This is a genomic window from Leptolyngbya sp. FACHB-671 (assembly GCF_014695745.1).
Taxonomy (GTDB): domain Bacteria; phylum Cyanobacteriota; class Cyanobacteriia; order Elainellales; family Elainellaceae; genus JAAUTN01.
Window position 1 is genome coordinate 140,956 of the sequence record NZ_JACJOV010000095.1, and the last position, 18,420, is coordinate 159,375.

General features: G+C 51.7%; 15 protein-coding genes and 1 pseudogene. 8 read left to right on the forward strand and 8 right to left on the reverse strand.

Annotation, left to right across the window (positions count from 1 at the left end; genetic code table 11):
* Window positions 1-35: 35 nt before the first annotated feature.
* The 4 genes from H6F93_RS13365 to H6F93_RS13380 all read left to right on the forward strand — a co-directional run bounded on the left by H6F93_RS13365 (window position 36) and on the right by H6F93_RS13380 (window position 6,784).
* Window positions 36-1,946 (forward strand): ShlB/FhaC/HecB family hemolysin secretion/activation protein, encoded by a 1,911-nt coding sequence (locus tag H6F93_RS13365; protein WP_190681374.1) that lies wholly within the window; start codon window positions 36-38, stop codon window positions 1,944-1,946.
* Window positions 1,898-4,579 carry a CHAT domain-containing protein gene (locus H6F93_RS13370; RefSeq protein WP_190681377.1) on the forward strand — a complete coding sequence of 894 codons (2,682 nt, stop codon included), beginning with the start codon at window positions 1,898-1,900 and terminating at the stop codon, window positions 4,577-4,579. The genes H6F93_RS13365 and H6F93_RS13370 overlap by 49 nt, the downstream gene beginning before the upstream one ends.
* A 50-nt stretch (window positions 4,580-4,629) precedes the next feature.
* Complete coding sequence (locus H6F93_RS13375) at window positions 4,630-5,394, forward strand: MBL fold metallo-hydrolase (RefSeq protein WP_190681379.1); 765 nt, start codon at window positions 4,630-4,632, stop codon at window positions 5,392-5,394.
* Between the two features lie 85 nt (window positions 5,395-5,479).
* Complete coding sequence (locus H6F93_RS13380; protein WP_190681381.1) at window positions 5,480-6,784, forward strand: ABC transporter substrate-binding protein; 1,305 nt, start codon at window positions 5,480-5,482, stop codon at window positions 6,782-6,784.
* 133 nt (window positions 6,785-6,917) lie between these two features.
* Here H6F93_RS13380 and H6F93_RS13385 read toward each other — a convergent pair whose 3' ends face one another.
* Window positions 6,918-7,841 carry an EamA family transporter gene (locus H6F93_RS13385; RefSeq protein WP_190681383.1) on the reverse strand — a complete coding sequence of 308 codons (924 nt, stop codon included), beginning with the start codon at window positions 7,839-7,841 and terminating at the stop codon, window positions 6,918-6,920.
* 16 nt (window positions 7,842-7,857) lie between these two features.
* A complete protein-coding gene (locus tag H6F93_RS13390; protein WP_190681385.1) occupies window positions 7,858-9,360 on the reverse strand; it encodes a phytoene desaturase family protein in 1,503 nt (500 codons plus the stop codon).
* Between the two features lie 221 nt (window positions 9,361-9,581).
* On the opposite strand from H6F93_RS13390, the gene H6F93_RS13395 reads away from it, so the two are divergent.
* The 3 genes and pseudogenes from H6F93_RS13395 (at window position 9,582) to H6F93_RS34655 (ending at window position 10,811) form a co-directional block, all read left to right on the forward strand.
* Window positions 9,582-9,749 (forward strand): hypothetical protein, encoded by a 168-nt coding sequence (locus tag H6F93_RS13395; RefSeq protein WP_190681387.1) that lies wholly within the window; start codon window positions 9,582-9,584, stop codon window positions 9,747-9,749.
* A gap of 491 nt (window positions 9,750-10,240) precedes the next feature.
* A pseudogene (locus tag H6F93_RS13400) lies at window positions 10,241-10,648 on the forward strand (FKBP-type peptidyl-prolyl cis-trans isomerase); the annotation flags it as partial.
* A gap of 40 nt (window positions 10,649-10,688) precedes the next feature.
* Complete coding sequence (locus H6F93_RS34655) at window positions 10,689-10,811, forward strand: hypothetical protein (RefSeq protein WP_277882847.1); 123 nt, start codon at window positions 10,689-10,691, stop codon at window positions 10,809-10,811.
* Between the two features lie 4 nt (window positions 10,812-10,815).
* Here the strand turns inward: H6F93_RS34655 and H6F93_RS13405 are convergent, their stop codons facing one another.
* From H6F93_RS13405 to tmk, 3 genes are all read right to left on the reverse strand, one after another.
* Window positions 10,816-11,622 carry a glucose 1-dehydrogenase gene (locus tag H6F93_RS13405; protein WP_190646284.1) on the reverse strand — a complete coding sequence of 269 codons (807 nt, stop codon included), beginning with the start codon at window positions 11,620-11,622 and terminating at the stop codon, window positions 10,816-10,818.
* 122 nt (window positions 11,623-11,744) lie between these two features.
* On the reverse strand, window positions 11,745-12,704 hold the full coding sequence (gene holB, locus H6F93_RS13410) for a DNA polymerase III subunit delta' (RefSeq protein WP_190681389.1): 960 nt from the start codon (window positions 12,702-12,704) through the stop codon (window positions 11,745-11,747).
* Complete coding sequence (tmk, locus tag H6F93_RS13415) at window positions 12,662-13,345, reverse strand: dTMP kinase (RefSeq protein WP_190681392.1); 684 nt, start codon at window positions 13,343-13,345, stop codon at window positions 12,662-12,664. The genes holB and tmk overlap by 43 nt, the downstream gene beginning before the upstream one ends.
* A gap of 469 nt (window positions 13,346-13,814) precedes the next feature.
* Between tmk and H6F93_RS13420 the strand changes: the two genes are divergently transcribed.
* Entirely contained in the window at window positions 13,815-14,162 is a 348-nt protein-coding gene (locus tag H6F93_RS13420; RefSeq protein ID WP_190646281.1) for a hypothetical protein, read from the forward strand.
* Between the two features lie 148 nt (window positions 14,163-14,310).
* On the opposite strand, the gene H6F93_RS13425 is transcribed toward H6F93_RS13420, so the two are convergent.
* The 3 genes from H6F93_RS13425 to H6F93_RS13435 form a co-directional block, all read right to left on the reverse strand.
* Complete coding sequence (locus H6F93_RS13425) at window positions 14,311-14,733, reverse strand: FHA domain-containing protein (protein WP_190646280.1); 423 nt, start codon at window positions 14,731-14,733, stop codon at window positions 14,311-14,313.
* Window positions 14,734-15,054: 321 nt separating this feature from the next.
* Window positions 15,055-15,489, reverse strand: coding sequence for an FHA domain-containing protein (locus tag H6F93_RS13430; protein ID WP_190646279.1), 435 nt, complete (start codon window positions 15,487-15,489; stop codon window positions 15,055-15,057).
* 335 nt (window positions 15,490-15,824) lie between these two features.
* Window positions 15,825-18,281 (reverse strand): heavy metal translocating P-type ATPase, encoded by a 2,457-nt coding sequence (locus H6F93_RS13435; RefSeq protein ID WP_190681393.1) that lies wholly within the window; start codon window positions 18,279-18,281, stop codon window positions 15,825-15,827.
* Window positions 18,282-18,420: the final 139 nt, after the last annotated feature.

The following is an 18,420-nucleotide window of genomic DNA, read 5'->3' on the forward strand; positions in this document are numbered from 1 at the left end:
GTTCATTTAAATACTGGGAACCAGTGGGAGGGAAAATGCCTCGCAGCGGTTGGCAATGGCGATCGCACTACCTCAGCGGTCTGGCGTTTGTTGTAGTGGGAACCACTTCAATTGAGCTATCTGAAGCAGGTCATCCTATTCGGCTAAATTTTGCTGCGCGGGCGATCGCCCAGGTAATTCCCGATACTTCAGCAAAAGCTGAGTTACCCAAAGCAAATTCATTCCCCACTCAAGAGGGGAAACCAGAATTTTGGCTTCCTTCTCTCAACGAAGAAGAGTTGGAGACGAGGGTAAATGATGCCCATCAGCCGATCGAGTTAGCCCAGGTTCCTGAGCCACCTTCCGTGGAACCGTTACCTGAACCTGAACCGCTTCCACTCCTGCCGCCGCCCGAAGAGTTACTAGAAACACCTCCCGCGCCTGCCCCCGATGAGCTACCGGGAGAATTGCCAGAAACAATCACGGTTAGTGCTTTTGAGGTGGTTGGCAGCACCGTTTTTGATGAAGAAACGCTGGCGGCTGCAACTGAGCCTTTTACCAATCGCCCCATTTCCTTTGCCGAATTGCTTCAGGCACGATCGGCAGTGACACAACTGTATATTGACGCGGGTTACGTCACCTCTGGGGCACTGATTCCACCTCAGACCTTAGAGGATGGAGTCGTAACCATTCAGGTGATTGAAGGCAGCCTCGAAGAGATTGTCGTAACCGGAAATCGCCGTCTCAACTCCAGCTACGTCAGAGAACGATTGGAGCTGGCGGCTGAGCCACCGCTCAACGTTCCTCGATTGCTAGAAGGACTGCAACTACTGCAACTTGACCCGCTCATTCAAAACATTTCAGCAGAACTATCGGCGGGTTTGCGTCCGGGCACCAGTCTGCTTCAGGTGGAAGTGACAGAGGCAGACACTTTTGGGGTGCAGCTAGCGTTAGATAATGGGCGATCGCCCACCGTTGGCAGTGTTCGCCGTCGTATCCAGGTGAGTGAGGCAAATTTACTTGGCTTGGGCGATGGCTTGAGCATTGGCTACAGCAACACTGAAGGTAGCGATGGACTGGATGCCAACTATACATTGCCGCTAAATCCTCATAACGGCACGCTCAACTTCAGCTATGGCACTACTTCTAGCGAAGTGATCGAAGATCCGTTTAACTTTCTCGATATTCAGTCAGAGTCGCGCTACTACGAAATTACCTACCGCCAACCGCTCACCCTCACGCCAACTGAAGAATTTGCCCTGAGCCTGACCGCCTCTCGCCGTGAAAGTGAGAGCGAATTTTTGGAAGAACTGATCGGAGAACCACTTCCCTTTCCTTCTCTAGGGGCAGACGAGCAGGGAAGAACCCGGGTTTCAGCTCTGCGATTTTCCCAGGAATGGACGCGCCAGGAGAGCCGTCAGGTGTGGGCAGCGCGATCGCAATTTAGCCTGGGACTGGATGCGCTTGACTCCACCATTAACGAAAATGCACCCGATAGTCGCTTTTTTACCTGGCGAGGACAGGGGCAATATGTGCGGTTGCTGGCACCTGACACGCTGCTGCTGGTGCGGGCAGACATTCAGCTTGCAGATGAGGGTGTAGTGCCGCTGGAGCAGTTTGGCATCGGTGGTCAGCAAACCGTGCGGGGCTATCGGCAAGATTTTCTACTCACTGACAACGGCGCGCTGTTGTCGGCGGAGGTGCGTCTGCCTATCTGGAGAGTCCGCGACATTGACGGACTGCTGCAAGTGGTGCCATTTTTCGACATCGGCACGGGTTGGAATTCGGGCAGTGAAGATCCCGATCCGAATACACTGATTGGCTTGGGTGCAGGTTTGCAGTGGCGGCAGGGCGATCGCTTTACCGCTCGAATTGATTTTGGGCTTCCGCTGGTTTCAGTTGACTCTAGGGACGTTACATGGCAGGAAAGCGGAATTTATTTTTCGATCGTTTACACGCCGTTTTGAGCGGGGAAAGGGGAAAGGGCGATCGCATCCTCTCAATTGCTCCTTTCGCCCATTACTTTCTGCTGGCTATTCTGACGACTCTTTGCGTCGTGGTCTTCCCGCTTGCCAAATTGCCGGGAACTGCTGCTGTTGGGCAGGATTTGCCCGGTCAGAGGCAAGGTTCTCCCACGGAGCTATTGCAGGCTGAAAGTCTGGTGCAGCAAGGGCAACGTCTATATGAAGCGGGGCAGTTGAGCGAAGCGGCGGCAGTGCTTCAGCAGGCGATCGCTACCTACCAAACGGGAAATCCGCTGGGTCAAGCGATGGCGCTGCGAAATTTGTCGCTGGTCTATCAGCAGTTGGGAGACTGGGGAGCGGCAACGGAGGCGATCGCTTCCAGTCTCAGCTTGCTGGAGTCGAACGATGAGCCCAACTATCAGGCGGCGTTGGCGCGATCGCTCGACATTCAAGGACGTTTGCAGTTGAGTCAAGGTCAGGCAGAAGCCGCCCTTGCTACATGGGAGCGGTCAACAGGAATCTATCAAGAGCTTGAGGATCAGGCTGCTGCCCTGCGGAGCCAAATCAATCAGTCCCAAGCGCTACAGTCGTTAGGATTTTATCGACGGGCGATCGCCCTACTCACGCCACTGACGCAAACGCTGGAGGAACAGCCCGATTCCTTAACCAAAGCAGTGGGGTTACGAAGCCTGGGCGATGCACTGCAGGTAGGCGGAAATTTGCCCCAATCCCGTGAGGTGTTGCAGTCTAGCCTGTCCGTTGCAGAACGGTTGCAAGATTCAGAAGCGATCGCAGCCGCACAATTCAGTTTGGGTAACACTGCCCGTGCTCAGCAGGAATTAGAAGTTGCTCTGGAGTTTTATCGGCAGGCGATCGCCACCTCCCCTTCTAACCTGACCCGCGTCCAGGCACAAATCAACCAGTTCAGTTTGCTCGTTGAAACCGACCAGATTCCAGCGGCACAAGCTCTGATCCCACTAATCCAATCTCAGTTAGGTGAATTATCCACTAGCCGCGCCAAGATTTACGCTCAGGTCAACTTTGCTCAAACTTTGAGCCATTTGGGACAGACAGAATCCACACAGCCCAACACCTATCCCGCTCAACTCTTAAGTATTGCTCGCACTGAAGCTCAGAATTTAGCAGACACTAGAGCCGAATCTTTTGCCCTGGGCAGCTTGGGAGCACTGTATGAGCAGACCCAGCAGTGGGCGATCGCCACCGACCTAACCGAGCAAGCATTAGGCTTGGCGCAAAATGCCTCAGCTTCAGACATTGCCTATCGCTGGCAGTGGCAGCTAGGACGAATTCTCAAAGCTCAGGCTGATACCGAAGGGGTGGAAAGTCAGAAATATCAGGGGGCGATCGCCGCCTACAGCGAAGCCGTTAGCACCCTGCAAACGCTGCGAAATGACTTGGTTGCAATCAATCCAGAAGTGCAGCTTTCTTTCCAGGAGAGCATCGAACCGATTCACCGAGAACTGGTCAGCCTGCTGCTGAAACCGGGCAGCGGCGATGCCAATACGGCAAATCTAGAGAAAGCCCGAACTGTAATTGAATCGCTGCAACTGGCAGAGCTAGACAATTTTTTGCGTGAAGCCTGCCTGGATGCCCAACCTATCCAAATCGACGAAATCGATCGCCGTGCTGCTGTAATCTACCCAATTCTGCTGGCAGATCGGCTAGAAGTTGTCATTAGCCTGCCAGGACAAACCTTACGCCACTACAGCACGCCCCTTTCCAACAGCGAAGTAGAAAGCGTCGTAGGACGGTTGCGCCAAGCGCTTGTCGTTCGCACCAGTCGCCAGTTTTTGCAGCTTTCCCAACAGGTTTACAACTGGTTGATTCGCCCCGTCGAGGCAGATCTAGCAGCTAGCGAGGTGAAAACCCTGGTGTTTGTCCCGGATGGCGTGCTGCGAAATATTCCAATGGCGGTGCTGAACGATGGTGAAAAATTTCTAATTGAGCAGTACAGCGTTGCCCTGACTCCGGGTTTGCAGTTGCTTGATCCGCGTCCAATTCAACTCCAGCAGCTCACCGTTCTTACCGCAGGGCTGTCTGAGTCACGGCAGGGATTCTCAGCATTGCCCAACGTTTTACCGGAGCTAGAGCAGATTCAGTCGGAGGTTCCCAGTCGCATCCTGATCAATCAGGAGTTTACCAGCAGCGCATTTCAGCAGGCGATTAACTCAGCCCCGGCACCCGTGGTTCATCTGGCAACGCACGGCAAGTTTAGCTCTGAGCTAACCGAAACTTTCATTCTCACCTGGGATGATCGAATCAATCTCAACCAGCTTAATAGTCTGCTGCAAGCCGCCGACTTGGGCAACGCCAGACCGATTGAGCTACTTGTTCTCAGTGCTTGTCAAACGGCAGTGGGCGATCGCCAAGCCGCACTGGGACTAGCCGGAGTAGCTGTCAGAGCAGGCGCACGCAGCACCCTGGCAACTCTATGGCAGGTCAGCGATGAGGCAACCGCTCTGCTAATGAGCCGCTTTTATTCCGAACTGGCAAACAACACCGTTACCAAAGCCGAAGCCCTGCGCCGCGCTCAGATCTCCATCTTGGAAATTGAACGCTTCCGCCGACATCCCTTCTATTGGGCACCTTATGTAATGGTCGGCAACTGGCTATGACGTGTCGTAACAATTCCTTACAATAGAGTCAGTTACTTCACGAAAGCGTCATGCACTTAACCTGGTTAGACAGCAATTCCTGGCTGATTGAGATGGGCGGAAAGCGAGTTTTGCTTGATCCCTGGCTAGTTGGTCCGCTAGTGTTTGGCAACATGAACTGGCTGTTTAAGGGAGAACGGCGATCGCCTCGCCTCATTCCTGACTCCATTGATCTGATTTTGCTGTCCCAGGGGCTAGAAGACCACGCCCATCCCGCCACACTTGAGCGGCTCGATCGCCAAATACCCGTCGTTGCTTCTCCCAGTGCCGCAAAGGTTGTGCAAGGTTTGGGCTATACCCAGGTGACAACTCTAGCGCACGGAAAAACCACAGCAGTCGAAAATCTGGAAATCCGCGCGACCCCCGGTTCACCCATCGGTCCTCTGCTAACTGAGAATGGCTACTTGCTAAAAGACTTAACCGCAGGCACCAAGCTTTACTACGAACCGCACGGATACCACTCCCCTTCGATCAAAGAATTTGCTCCCGTTGATGTAGTGATTACTCCCGTCGTCACTTTAGAAATACCGCTGCTTGGTCCCGTCATTCAAGGTAAAAAGACTGTTTTAGAGGTTGTGCAATGGCTACAGCCCAAAGTGCTTTTACCCACAGCAGCAGGCGGAGATGTCCAATTTGAAGGCATTTTACAGTCGCTCTTGCGCGCAGGCGGCAGCATTGAAGAGCTGCGATCGCTCTTAGCCCAGCATCAGCTCTCTACCCAGGTAGTTGATTTGCAACCGGGCGAGCGGTATGAGCCCTTGGCGATCGCTGTCTAGAAAGAGTTACAGGGTCACAACTATAGCCTCGTCCGTTCCACCCATAGTTGCGTAAGCTCTAAAGGAATGGACTTTCTTCATCGGCATGACTTTTTCTCCAAAAAGAACACTTTCTAGCATTGCCAGCGCGTTAATTGCTATTTGCCTCAGTGTTTGTCTGATTGCTCTAACGGGCTGTGCAGCAACCGACCCTGACGCAGATGGCGTGATTCATTTGACGCTTTGGCACGGGGTTAACCCGCCACCCAACCGAGATGTGCTGCAAGAGTTGGTAGACGAATTTAACCAGACTCATTCAGCCATCCAAGTGGAATCGCTCTATGTTGGGCAGGGTGACCAGCAAATGCCCAAAATTCTGGCGGCTGTCGTGGGCAATGCGTCGCCCGACATGTTGTGGTACGCGCCAACGATTACGGGTCAGCTGATCGAACTGGGAGCGATCCGGCCGATCGAGGAATGGTTGGCGGAGTCGCCTATGCGGGAACAGATCGATCCGGCGCTGTTTGAGTCGATGCAGTTAGAGGGTCACACCTGGTCTGTGCCATTTGGGACAAACAACGTAGGAGTTTTCTACCGTCCCAGTTTGTTTGAAGCGGCAGGAATTACTGAGCTACCGACGACTTGGGAAGAATTCCGGCAGGTTGCCAAAACGCTGACTCGCCAAGTGAATGGACAAACGCAACACGGCATTCTGCTACCTCTGGGAAAAGGGGAATGGACGGTATTTAACTGGCTGCCGTTTATGTGGAGCGGTGGCGGTGACATTACCGCTGACGATGCGGCTGATCTAAATCTGGTGAATCCGGGGGCGATCGCTGCTCTCCACTTTTGGCGCGATCTGATCGATGACGGTTCAGCCATTCTCTCGCAGCCCGAACGTGGCTATGAGCTAGATGGCTTTTTGGCAGGACGAGTCGCCATGCAGTTGACTGGCCCGTGGACGCTGGGTCAGCTTCAGGCAACTGGAGTCGATTTTGCGGTGATGCCAATCCCAGTGCAGGAAAGAGCAGCAACCAGCGTCGGTGGAGAAAACCTGTTCATCTTTAACACTACGTCTGCCCACGAACGAGCCGCTTTTACCTTTGCTGAATTTGTCGCCAGTGAGCAGTTTCAAACCCAGTGGGCAATTGGTACAGGCTACTTGCCCGTCAATTTGCGATCGCGCCAAAGTCAGCCCTACCAGGAATTTATTATTGAGCAACCTGCCGTTGACGTGTTTCTTAAACAGGCTGAGAATGGGCGATCGCGCCCCATCTTTGCAGGCTACAGTCGGGTTTCCGAAAACTTAGGACGGGCGATCGAGGCAACGCTACTAGGACAAAGCACTCCCGAAGCTGCCTTAGAAACGGCACAGCGGCGATTAAATTTGCTTTACAGCAATTCCAAGTAATACCACTTTTCTAACTCTGGGTTACACATCAATCATCCCTGTAAGGGCGTTTCGCGAAACGTCCTTACCCAGGCTGTTGCCTTACTTTAGGGAATTGTTATCACTTACATTCCCGGAGTTGGCGCTGACATCATCACCCAAACAGTAGCCAAACCCCGCCCAAAGTGATCAAAACGCCCAAAATTGCTCGTGGACTGACGCGATCGCCCATCCACATCGCCACGGGGATCACAAACAGCGGACTAGTAGCACTGAGCGCTTGAGCGATCCCAGCGGCAGTAAATTTGAAAGCGGTTTGCTGAAGCCAAATTGCTAGATAGGTACTGAAGAATGCAGCAAGGGTCAGAATTGCTAGCAAACGGGGCGATCGCAGCGGTCGAAAACCCTGCTTGCCACGCTGCTGAATCACTGCCCAGACCAACAGCACTACTACCCCCGCCACCAGCCGAATCAACGAACTCCAGAGCGGACTAATTTCCGTTCCTGCCAGAGCAGCTCTAGACATCACAGAACCGCCTGCCTGCCCCAAAGCTGCAATCATGCCAAACCCTATGCCTCGCAGCGGACGAAAGTTACCTTGCCCTCTGTCGGATAAACGTTCCACTCTATCGGGCACCCGTTCCACGATCACCCAGGAAACGCCTGCAACTGTCAGTCCAATTCCCAAATAAGACAAAGCGGTTAATTGTTCGCCTAAGAAGATCAGCGCCAGTAGCGCTGTGAGCGGGGGTGCCAGTGCCTCCATCAGTAAACAGCGTCTAGCTCCGAGGCAATTCAGCGCTTCAAAAAAAGCCGTATCGCCAAACCCAATTCCGATTACTCCACTTAGAATCAACAACCCCACAGCCGCAGGAGTTGTATCAGGCAAAAAATCACCGCGCAGTCCTAGCGTCAGCAAAATCAGTACAACGGCGATCGCACTTTTGCTCAGATTCAGCACCAGCGGCGACAGTTGCTTGCCCAAGCTGATGTAAACGACGGAGGCGAGCGCCCAAATCAAGGCTGCACTGAGAGCAGCCAGTTCACCCCGAAAATCAACAATAAGCGAATTTAACACTGCAACCCTGACTGAATTAGTGAAGCAACTCTGCGGTTTGCTGCGGCTTGATCAGCGTGTTAGCGCAGAGAATCCCAGAAGCGGCTACCGCTGGAACGCCGATTCCAGGCATGGTGCTGTCACCGACACGATAAAGTCCAGGAATTGGGGTCTGATTGCTGGGAAACATCCCCTGTCCCGCAGCGATCGCCGGACCGTATGTCCCCTGATGCCGACGCAAAAACCGAGCATGGGTCAGCGGCGTACCGATTAGCTCTAGAGTAATTCGCGATCGCACATCGGGAATCACTTGCTCTATCGCCTGAAAGAGAGATTGCGATCGCTCCTGCTTTTGCGCCTCATAGCCTTCGCCCCGTTGCCAGTTCGTGTAAGGCTCCAAGGTGTAGGCATGAATTACATGATGTCCTGTTGGCGCAAGGCTAGCATCCCACACCGAGGGAATCGAAATCATGCAGGTGTTTCCGGGGACGGTGATGTCCTGCTCAGCACTGTGGACAACCACATGGTGTCCCGTCAAGTCTTCCAGTCCGTCTGCCCGAATTCCCAGGTGCAGGTGCATAAAGCTATCCACTGTTGGCGTGGCGAGTGCCGCACGACGGTAATCGGCAGGTAAGTGTTCGGGCTTCAATAGTCTGGTGTAGGTGTCCCACAGAGTCGCGTTGGAGATCACGATGGGCGCTTTGAGCGTTTCTCCTGACTTGAGCCGAATTCCAACTGCCTTGCCCTGTTCAACTAGAATTTCTTCAACGTGAGCATTTAGCCGCAGTTTGCCGCCCCAGCGCTCCAGTCCACGCACGAGTGCCTGCACGATCGCCCCACTGCCGCCCACCGGGTAATCAATTACAGAGTGCGATCGCTCCCCAAACATAAAAGCAACTTCAGGGGCGATCGTGCCGTGCGCCTTTAGCCCCGACAGCAAAAAACATTCCAGATCGATCAGTCGCCGCACCCAGGGATCGCGCACCGCTTGATCCATTAAATCCCCAACCGATCCTTGAATTACGCCAAGCTGGGGCAATAGCTTCAGCAATGCCAACGGATAACGACTCAACAGCACCGGAATCAAATTTAGGTCTGCCCGTAGTGCCAAAGTAGGAATTTCGCGCAGCGCTTCATAGAGCGAAAGCAGCCGCTGTTCTAATTTGGCGAACTGCTGCGCCCCGGAAGGTGTGACCTGGGCGATCGCTGATCGATAGCGCTCTGCATTGCCGTATACAGGAAAGGTGCCATCAGGAAAATGGTAGTGACCGAATGGGTCATAGGGAACAGCGGCTACTGGCTCCTCCAAGGCATCGAGTACCTGACGCAGGGGATTAAGAGAGTGGCGATCGCTCAGTCCACAGTAAAACGACGGCCCAGAATCAAACTGAAACCCCTGCCGTGAAAAACTGTGAGCCGCACCACCCGGAATTGCATGGCTCTCACACACCAAAACCTTTCGCCCGTAGCGCGACAGCAATGCCCCAGCGACTAGTCCACCCACACCGCTACCAATTACAATTACGTCCGCGTCCTGCATACTCCTCAGTGGTTTGTTTTCCTTTGGGATTGTAACGACATCGGCACACTACCCGCACACAGGAATTCGTCAGTAATTTATCGGCAAAAACGGCTTGTAGTTCCTGGCTAAGTCCAAGGTTCGTGTAATTACCGCCAACTCTTTCCCTAGCTAACTCAGCCTAAATCGAAGCCAACTCAACAAATAGCAAAGCCAGCCTAGCCAGCGACGAAGCCAGCCCAATGAACCGTGAAGATAGCTTAATCAAAAGTGAAGCTAGCCTAGTCAGAAGTGAGGTTAGCCTATCCAACGACGAAGCCAGCTTAGTCAGAAGTGAAGCCAGCTTAGTCAGAAGTGAGGTCAGCTCAGTCAGAAGTGAAGTTAGCCTGACCACAGATAAAGCTGGTTGACTGACAAATCTTCTGATGTAGGTTGGGTAAAACAACGTGAAACCGAACACCCACCTGGATTCTGTCGGGTTACGCATTCGCTTCACCCAACCTACGATATGCCCGTAGTTTCGGGAGTTTTGCCAGTCAACCAGGATAAATCAAGCTCACGGGTGGTCAGTTTGGCAATGAAGCGGCTCAACCCCCTTTGTTTCAAGCAAAAATGAGCAGGACCTCAAGAAATATCAGCGTTCTGTCAAGACACTGTTAGCTACCCTTAACTCAAGCAGCATAAGCATTTCCAATTCTGCAGAAGCTCAACCTTGGGATAGACTGATATGTCCGCTAAGTGAGAATAAGCACATCTAACGACATTCAGACCACGCAACTCTTTAAATTGACATTAACGCAACTGGGAATTATTCACTTCCTTCGCTAAGGTGGTTGGAATGTTTCGACGTTCAAAAACTCCAGGACAAGGAGAAGAGTCCATGACACACGCAAAGCAAGGTGACACTGTAAAGGTTCACTACACAGGCAAGCTAGAGGACGGCACAGTTTTTGATTCTTCGGTCAATCGTGAGCCACTAGAGTTTTCCATCGGCACAGGTAGCCTCATTCCTGGATTTGAGCAGGCTGTCATTGGGATGACCCCTGGCGAATCCAAAACCGAGCACATTGCGGCGGAGCAAGCCTATGGGGAGCATCGCGAAGATATGGTCTTGGTTGTCGATCGGCAGCAGATGCCCGAAGATATGCAGGTTGGGGTCGGGCAACAGTTGCAAATCCGCCAGCAAACCGGACAAACCATTCCCGTTGTAGTAACTGACGTTTCTGATTCACAAATTACGCTGGACGCAAACCACCCGCTCGCTGGGGAAGATTTAACCTTTGACATCCAGTTGCTTGAGATCGCTTAAGAAACCAAGATTAAATAACTTGCGTAGGTTGAGTTGAAGAATGAAATTCAATGTCCTGGGGATGTTAGGTTCCACTTTGCTTCACCAAACCTACCAATTTTGTACTGTGGGGGCGAACGGTGGTTCGCCCTTACGCTTTCTAACGCTGACCGTTCGCCCCTAATTTTTTATGCCGACCAAGGGGTGCGGAAATCGGCGTAAAGAGTCAGTCCACCGTCTACAAACAGTGTTTGCCCAGTCACATAGGCTGCTTCATCGGACGCTAAGAATGCTGTAATTGCTGCCATTTCTTCAGCGGTGCCTGCCCGTCCCATTGGGATGTGACTCTCTACGATCGCCCTTTCTTCAGAATCGTTAACCCAGGACTCGTTAATCGGAGTAATCGTTGCACCAGGAGCGATCGCATTCACCCGAATTCCGCGATCGGCGTATTCCAGCGCTAACGAACGGGTCATATTCTCCATGCCTCCTTTGCTGATCGAGTAGCTCAAGTAGAGGGGACGAGGAATAATTTCATGGACGCTGGAGACGTTGATGATCACTCCAGGTCGTTGGTGCGCCAGAAAATGTTTCAAGGCTTGTCTAGCACAAAGATAGGCTCCACGCAGGTTCACATTCAGCACTCGGTCAAAGTCAGCCGCTTCGATTTCGTGAGAAGGTGACTCGGTTTGAATACCGGCATTGTTGATAAGAATGTCAAGGCTGCCCAACTGCCCAACTACTTCGTCTACCATTTCGATGATGTCTTCCTCTTTGGAGACATCTCCCTGCACCGGAAAATCCTTGACTCCGCAGCCTTTGACCTGACTGCACACGTCGTCAATCATGGCTTGCGTTTGTTCTGCATCTTCTGGGCTTTTGCGGTAGTTGAGCGCGACGTTTGCCCCTTCCTGAGCAAACCGAACGGCGATCGCTTGCCCAATTCCAGACGTTGCCCCCGTCACCAAAACATTTTTGCCCTTCAATCCCTTCATAAAACGGCTCCTCAAATGGTTGGCTACAAGGTACTTTGACGTACCTCGGCAGAGTAGCCTTTTTGTATAAGACTGCCATCTTTCGCAGGGGCAAGTTAGAAAGGGCAAGTTAGAAACCCTGTTTAGAGATCCACCATTGCCATCAGCGTCACCTCCCAAACCAGACGCGGCTGGACGCTGTTTAAGAGGTGACGACGGGCTGTTTCTAGCTGCTGCAACAAACCTGGCTTAGCTTGAGCCTGCCAGTAGCGATGCTGAAGATAGGTAATCAGCCAAAGCTGGGTTTCAGTATCTAACGTTTTGTCAATTTGCCGCGCCAATTCTAAAGCTGCCCGCACCGAACGAGGAATCTGGGTGGCTGCGTCGAGCAATTCTGAGGGGATAGCTTGGAGCTGCTGCCAACTGGCGATCGCCTCTCCGGGACTGCCTTGGGCGATCGTTAGCACCTGTGGCTGCTGCAAAATTTCTGTTTGTCCCGCTTGAGTCAACACCTGAGCCAGATTTTCCTCGCTCAGTCGGTAAAACGGAATCCTCTGACAGCGAGACACCAGCGTCGGCAACAAAGCATCAATGCTGGGCGCAAGCAAAATCAGCGTTGCCTGTCCTGGCTCCTCCAGCGTTTTCAGCAACCCGTTTGCCGCAGCTTCTGCCATCGTTTCTGCTTGATTTAGCACCACCACTGAGCGAGGCGCTTCTAAAGGCGGACGACCCAGAAATTGAGCAATTTGCCGCACCTGCTCCAGCCGAATCACAGGTGGACTCTTGCGCTTGAGTCCCGCTTCGGCTGCCTCAGCCGGACTCAGCAGCTTACCCTGATGCAGATAGGTCGGCTCGACCCAGAGCAAATCTGGGTGGTTGCCCTGCTGAATTCGATGGCGCAGGGAAGCAGTAGACTTCTGCGGATTAAACAGCAGTAATTCAGCAAAGCATCGTGCCGCCAAACTGCGCCCGACCCCCTGTGAGCCAGCAAATAAGTATGCGGGAGCAATGCGGTTCTGCACCACCGCACGGGTCAGTAGCTCAACTGCTGGAGCCTGACCTATGAGTGGAGTAAAAGCGCTGGATACCACTGCATTAACCATCTCTGTAACACCGCCTGAACTTGTTCACTGACTTCCGCTTCGCTGCGACTCGCATCGATCCGCACAATTCGGTTGGGGTTGGCGCGAGCTAGTTCGGTGAAGCCCTGCTGCACCCGTTGATGAAATGCCAGACTGTCTTGCTCGATCCGGTCGGCAGTACCCCGGAGTTTAGTACGCGCTAACCCTTGCTCTACATCCAGATCAAACCACAGGGTTAGGTTGCTCTCTAAGCCCCCTGTGGCAACTTGATTAAGCTGCTGAATCAGGTTTAAGTCCAATCCCCGCCCATAGCCCTGGTAAGCCACTGTGGAATCAGTGTAGCGATCGCATAGAATCAGCGCTCCCTGCTGAAGCTGGGGTCTTAGCGACTCTTCGACATGCTGGGCGCGATCGGCTGCATAGAGCAATAGCTCAGCCCGATCTTGAATCGGGGATTGGGACGAATGCAGCAAAAGTTGGCGAACTGACTGCCCCAAATTAGTACCGCCCGGTTGCCGAGTGACAACCAGGTGAGAAACGTAACCTTGAGTTTGTAGCCGGTTGAACCAAGGGCTATCCAGCAACCAGGACTGCGATCGCCGCAGTTGCGTTGTTTTTCCACTCCCTTCCACTCCCTCAAATACGATTAATTTGCCTTGCATTTGATCATCAGCACTTGTTTAAATTCATCGGTCCTCAGTCCACCAGCTTCAGCAACTAGACAGAAGCGTAGTTGAACAATTTTCGCTAAGGTCATACAGAAGTAGTAGCTTAACCGATCGAAAGAACCTAAATTCTTTAGAAACTTGCTGCTAATTAAATTAATTAGTAGCCTGAAGAGCAAGCTTGATGAATGTAAGTTTCTTATAGCCCTTGAATTGTCTCTAGAGCAGCCAGACAATTTGCAAGGCAAATCTCCCCCAAAAGGGGGATGGCTAGTAGAGTTTGTTCGCCTGTTTTCCACATCCCTATTCATAAGGATCAGGGGCTAGTATGCTATAAGTGGCTTCAAGCCATTCAGCAAATATCGGGAAAAACCTGATTTTGCTTTTGTTATGTCTGACTCTTGACTATAATCTTGAATTCAGGCTCGTATGAGTTGTTTACGTTGTCGCACGCCCGGGGTTTCCTATGGCTCGCTACACAAGTCTATTTACAATCGAAGTTCCCTTTGAGCACCTTCGGCAGTTGCTGACCGACATCCTAACCTCGTGTAATTTGGATGTGATCTATGACACAGGAGACTATCTGATGGCGCGTGAAGTGCCGGGTGGTGTTTCCTTTGCCAAATTAGTGACGGTAGAAGTGCTGATCGACAGATTTCCGACCACTGAGGAAGAGGTGCGGATGAGTTTTGTGGTCAAAAACGAGGAATTGCCTTTACAGACAAACAATCACTGTCGGCAGATGTTTGACCTGGTCAACCAGGCGATCGCCAATAACGGAAAGTGGCACTTGGTTGAAAGTGCCGCAAGCTAAATGCATCAATTAAAGTGCATTAATTTAAGTCAAAAAACGGGCAAGCTTTAATACCGCTGTTAAACATTGCCTCAAGTTGTCCTAAAAACAAGCATAAAAATAGTTCAGGCATTAATGCCTGAACTCGCTTAGTTTAAATTTTTAATCCTTAGTCCTCAGGATCTCCAACCATGCCAGGGCTGATCAAAGTAATATCATACTCATCGGGCGGCACCGTAGAAATTGCGTCTCGCTTAAGCAAGTAATAGATGGCATGAACATTTGGGCCAAACACGATCTTATCTTCGTCTGTCAGATCATGCGCCTGTAACTTTCGTCCATTGATCAGTAAGCCATTAGCGCTTGGCTTGCCCTTAAGATTGCCGTCCACAATTCGGTAATAGTAGCTGCCATCCTCATTGGGAAGCTGTACAAGCGTGGCATGACGACGAGAGACAAACTGAGAAACCAATCGAATATCGCACTTGGGATCTCGACCAATCGAGTAGACGGGGCTGTCTAGAGTAAACTCCCGCCGACCCTTGTCGTCTTCAATAATCAGTAAATGGTTTTGGTGTGGTTCTGAAGCCATTGAAAAATCGGTAGTGCGACTAAATATATTTCAGGAACACAGAATTTGCCAAATAGGTAGACCTGGAATAAACGGCTGAACCGAAAAGTAAAGAACTTTTATCCTGACTTATCGATTACTTGTAACTACCAGCCCAGTTTAAACGGTCAAACCCCTTTCAAGCCAATGTTTAGGCTAAGTAGTGTAAACAAGCATTGAAATTCCCCTTAATTTGACCCAAGGGTGAATGCAAAGTAGAACTACTTCAGCAAAGGTGAATCGTCGAAAATTGTTGAAATTAGACCGTCAAGATTGAGCTGTCTGAAGTTTGCGGTTCTATCGTTAACGAGCAGCATCTTCAAGCTCACCTGCCGTGCGCGGGTTGATCAAGGTAATGTCATCAAACTCGCCCGGAGGAATCGTCATAATTGCATCCCGCTTGAGTAAATAGTAAATTGCATAGACTTGTGGTCCGAAAACGATTTTGTCTTCGTGCTGCAAGTCTCGCTTGGGTAGCCTGCGCCCATTGATAAAAATACCGTTAGAGCTAGGCTTTCCCTTGAAGTTGCCGTCCACGATCTGGTAGGAGCAGGTGTCATCGTCATGCATCACCCGTTTAAGGGTGGCATGATGACGCGATACAAAATGCGAAACAAGCCGAATATCACAACTTGGATCTCTGCCAATCGAGTAAGTCGAGCCATCTAGATGATATTCTTGACGACCCTTATCATCCTCAATGATTAACAGATGGATTTGTCGCGGTTTTGAAGCCATTGAGAAATTGCTAGCGTGACTAACGAGTTAGGACAGAAAACCAGGGAAAGAGGTGCCAGGTTGGAAGTTGATATTTATGAAGCTAGATGGCGTTCTTCTGTTACAACCCAGTTAAGCTTGCTGAATTAGCTTACTTTCTCTACTCAATTCGTGCTATGGATTCCGCAGAGGGACAAACTTCAGAGTTTCCGAAATTGTTTAACCGTAGTTATATCCATTTCTGATCTAGAGTTCAAGTCTCTCAGCCGGATTGCCCTTGATTCTCAGATTAGTCTAACTGCCAGACGCTTACATTTAGAGTTAATTCCCGTTAACGTCTGCATTCTCAAAAACTACTAGATATTGCGGGTAGTGCGGCGTAGCAGCAGAGAGTTAGTGACTACGCTAACAGAACTAAACGCCATGAACGCTCCCGCTGTAGCAGGACTAAGAATTACTCCTAAAGAGGGTAACAAAACCCCTGCCGCAATCGGAATACCCAGAGTGTTGTAGGCGAATGCCCAAAACAAATTCTGACGAATTTTATTGAAGGTAGCACGGCTGAGCTGGATTGACTCGACGACATCTATCAGGCGATCGCGCATCAGCACAATTTCAGCCGCCTCAATCGCCACGTCGGTCGCTGAGTTGAGCGAAATTCCTACATCTGCCTGAGCCAAGGCTGGAGCATCGTTAATGCCATCACCCACCATTGCGACAAATTGTCCTTCAGCCTGGATTTGGGCGATCGCCGCTGCTTTACCGTCGGGTCGTACCTCTGCCAGCACATCTTCAGCTACCAAGCCGAGAGGAATGGCGATCGCCTCAGCCACCGCTCGCTGATCGCCTGTTAACAGCACCACCCGCAACCCCATTCGTCGAAGCCGCTCGACCGTTGCTTTTGCATCCGGGCGCAGCGTATCTTGAACGCCAATTAGCCCCGCTAATTGGCCCTCTATCGCTACATACACAACCGTCTTGCCTGCTGCTGCCAAGACTTGCGATCGCTGTTGAGCCGCATCAGTCACCTCAACCGACTGCTGAGTCAGCCAACTTTGAGTACCTAAAACAACCTGTTGTCCCGCCACTTGAGCAGACACCCCAAATCCTGGCTCAGTATAAAAGTTTTGGGCAGGCAAAGATGCAACTCCTTGCTGCTGTGCCTGCTGCTGAATCGCCTCAGCCAGAGGATGTCGTGCGCCGCGCTCAACTGCTGCTGCAACCTCCAGTAGACCAGCCTCCGAAATCTCTGATAGCGGCAAACAGTCTGTCACGATTGGCTGCCCAGTGGTCAGGGTGCCAGTCTTGTCGAATACAACGGTCTGCAACTGATGCACCTTTTCCAGCACATCACCGCCTCGAATCAGTAAGCCTCGCTCAGCCCCAATTCCCGAACCGACTAAGATTGCCGTCGGTGTAGCCAATCCCAACGCACAGGGGCAGGCAATTACCAGAACCGCGATCGCCAGCTTTAAGCTCAACAACAGCGGAGATGCAGCCGACACAGCCTGAGCCATCGACGAATGCGCCATTCCACCATGTCCACCCATGACCCATTGCCCATGACCCATGACCCATTCCCCACCCCATAGGGGAATGCCAACGAAATACCAGAACAAGAAGGTCAACAGCGCGATCGCCATCACACCGTAGGTAAAATATCCAGCAACGGTATCAGCCAATCGCTGAATCGGGGCTTTACGGGTTTGGGCCGCTTCAACCAGGGCAATGATTTGCGATAGCGTCGTGTCTTTGCCTGTACGAGTTGCCTTCAGGGCGATCGCACCCGATTGATTCAAGCTGCCAGCTATTACTAGATTACCGGGCTGCTTTAATACGGGCATTGCTTCACCCGTCAACATCGCTTCATTGACCGTCGTCTGCCCAGCCACAACCTCGCCATCGACCGGAATTTTTTCGCCCGGCAAAACCTGTAGCCATGCGCCAACCTGCACCTGCTCAGCAGGAATCTCAATGCTATTTTCAGGATGCAAAGCAAAAACAGCAGAAGATTCGGGTGCAGGCTCAGAGATTTGCGTTGTCCGTTCGCCTGTGTCCTTAATTAACCTCGCCAAGGTCGGCTTCAACGCCAGTAGAGACTGAAAGGCGATCGCCGCTCGGCTTCTAGCCTGCTGCTCTAGCGTTCGTCCCAGCAAAATGAAGCCCAGCAGCATCACTGGCTCATCAAAAAAGCACTCCCAGCCCAACTGCGGAAAAAACAGCGCCACCGTGCTAGCTGTGTAAGCCGTAAGCGTGCCCAAGCTAACCAGCGTATTCATATTAGGAATGTTGTGCCGCAGCCCTTTCCAGCCATCTATCAAAATTGGGCGGCCGGGAAAGATCAGCGTTAGGGTTGCCAGCCCAAAATGAAACCAAATATTGCTAAGGAGAGGAATCGTACCCCAACTAAAGTGGTCAAGATGCCCAATCGTGGACAGCAGCAGCAAGGTTGCCGCGATCGCCACTCGCTGGAAATGCTGTCGCGTTTCTAGCCGCTGCCGTTCCGCTAAGTCAGGAAGATTCTCAGAAGAGGTGCCTGCTGTCCCTTCGACTGCACGAGGTTGAGTAGGAAAGCCAATTTCCGTTACCCGCTCTGCTAGTTTTGCAGGGTCTACCTGTCCTGGCTCACACTCTACCGTCGCCACCTCCGTCACCAGGTTGACAGTTGCCGAAACAACACCAGGGTGCTGAACAAGCTGATTTTCGACTGCTTTGACACAGCCTGCACACTTCATCCCACTGACATCTAAAGTCACCGTGTAGCGGGTATCAGAAGCAGTTGTGGTAGTAGACAGGGGTGGGCTAACTTGCATACTCAACGCAATGAGGGTTACGCCCCTGTGAAATCACAGGGTTTCTCTTTGAGAGTAGGCGAATTAGCGCCAAAATGACTACTGCATCGCGATTTCTTCTGAGTTAGTTAAGAATGTTCTGCTGAATGCTCTACGGGAA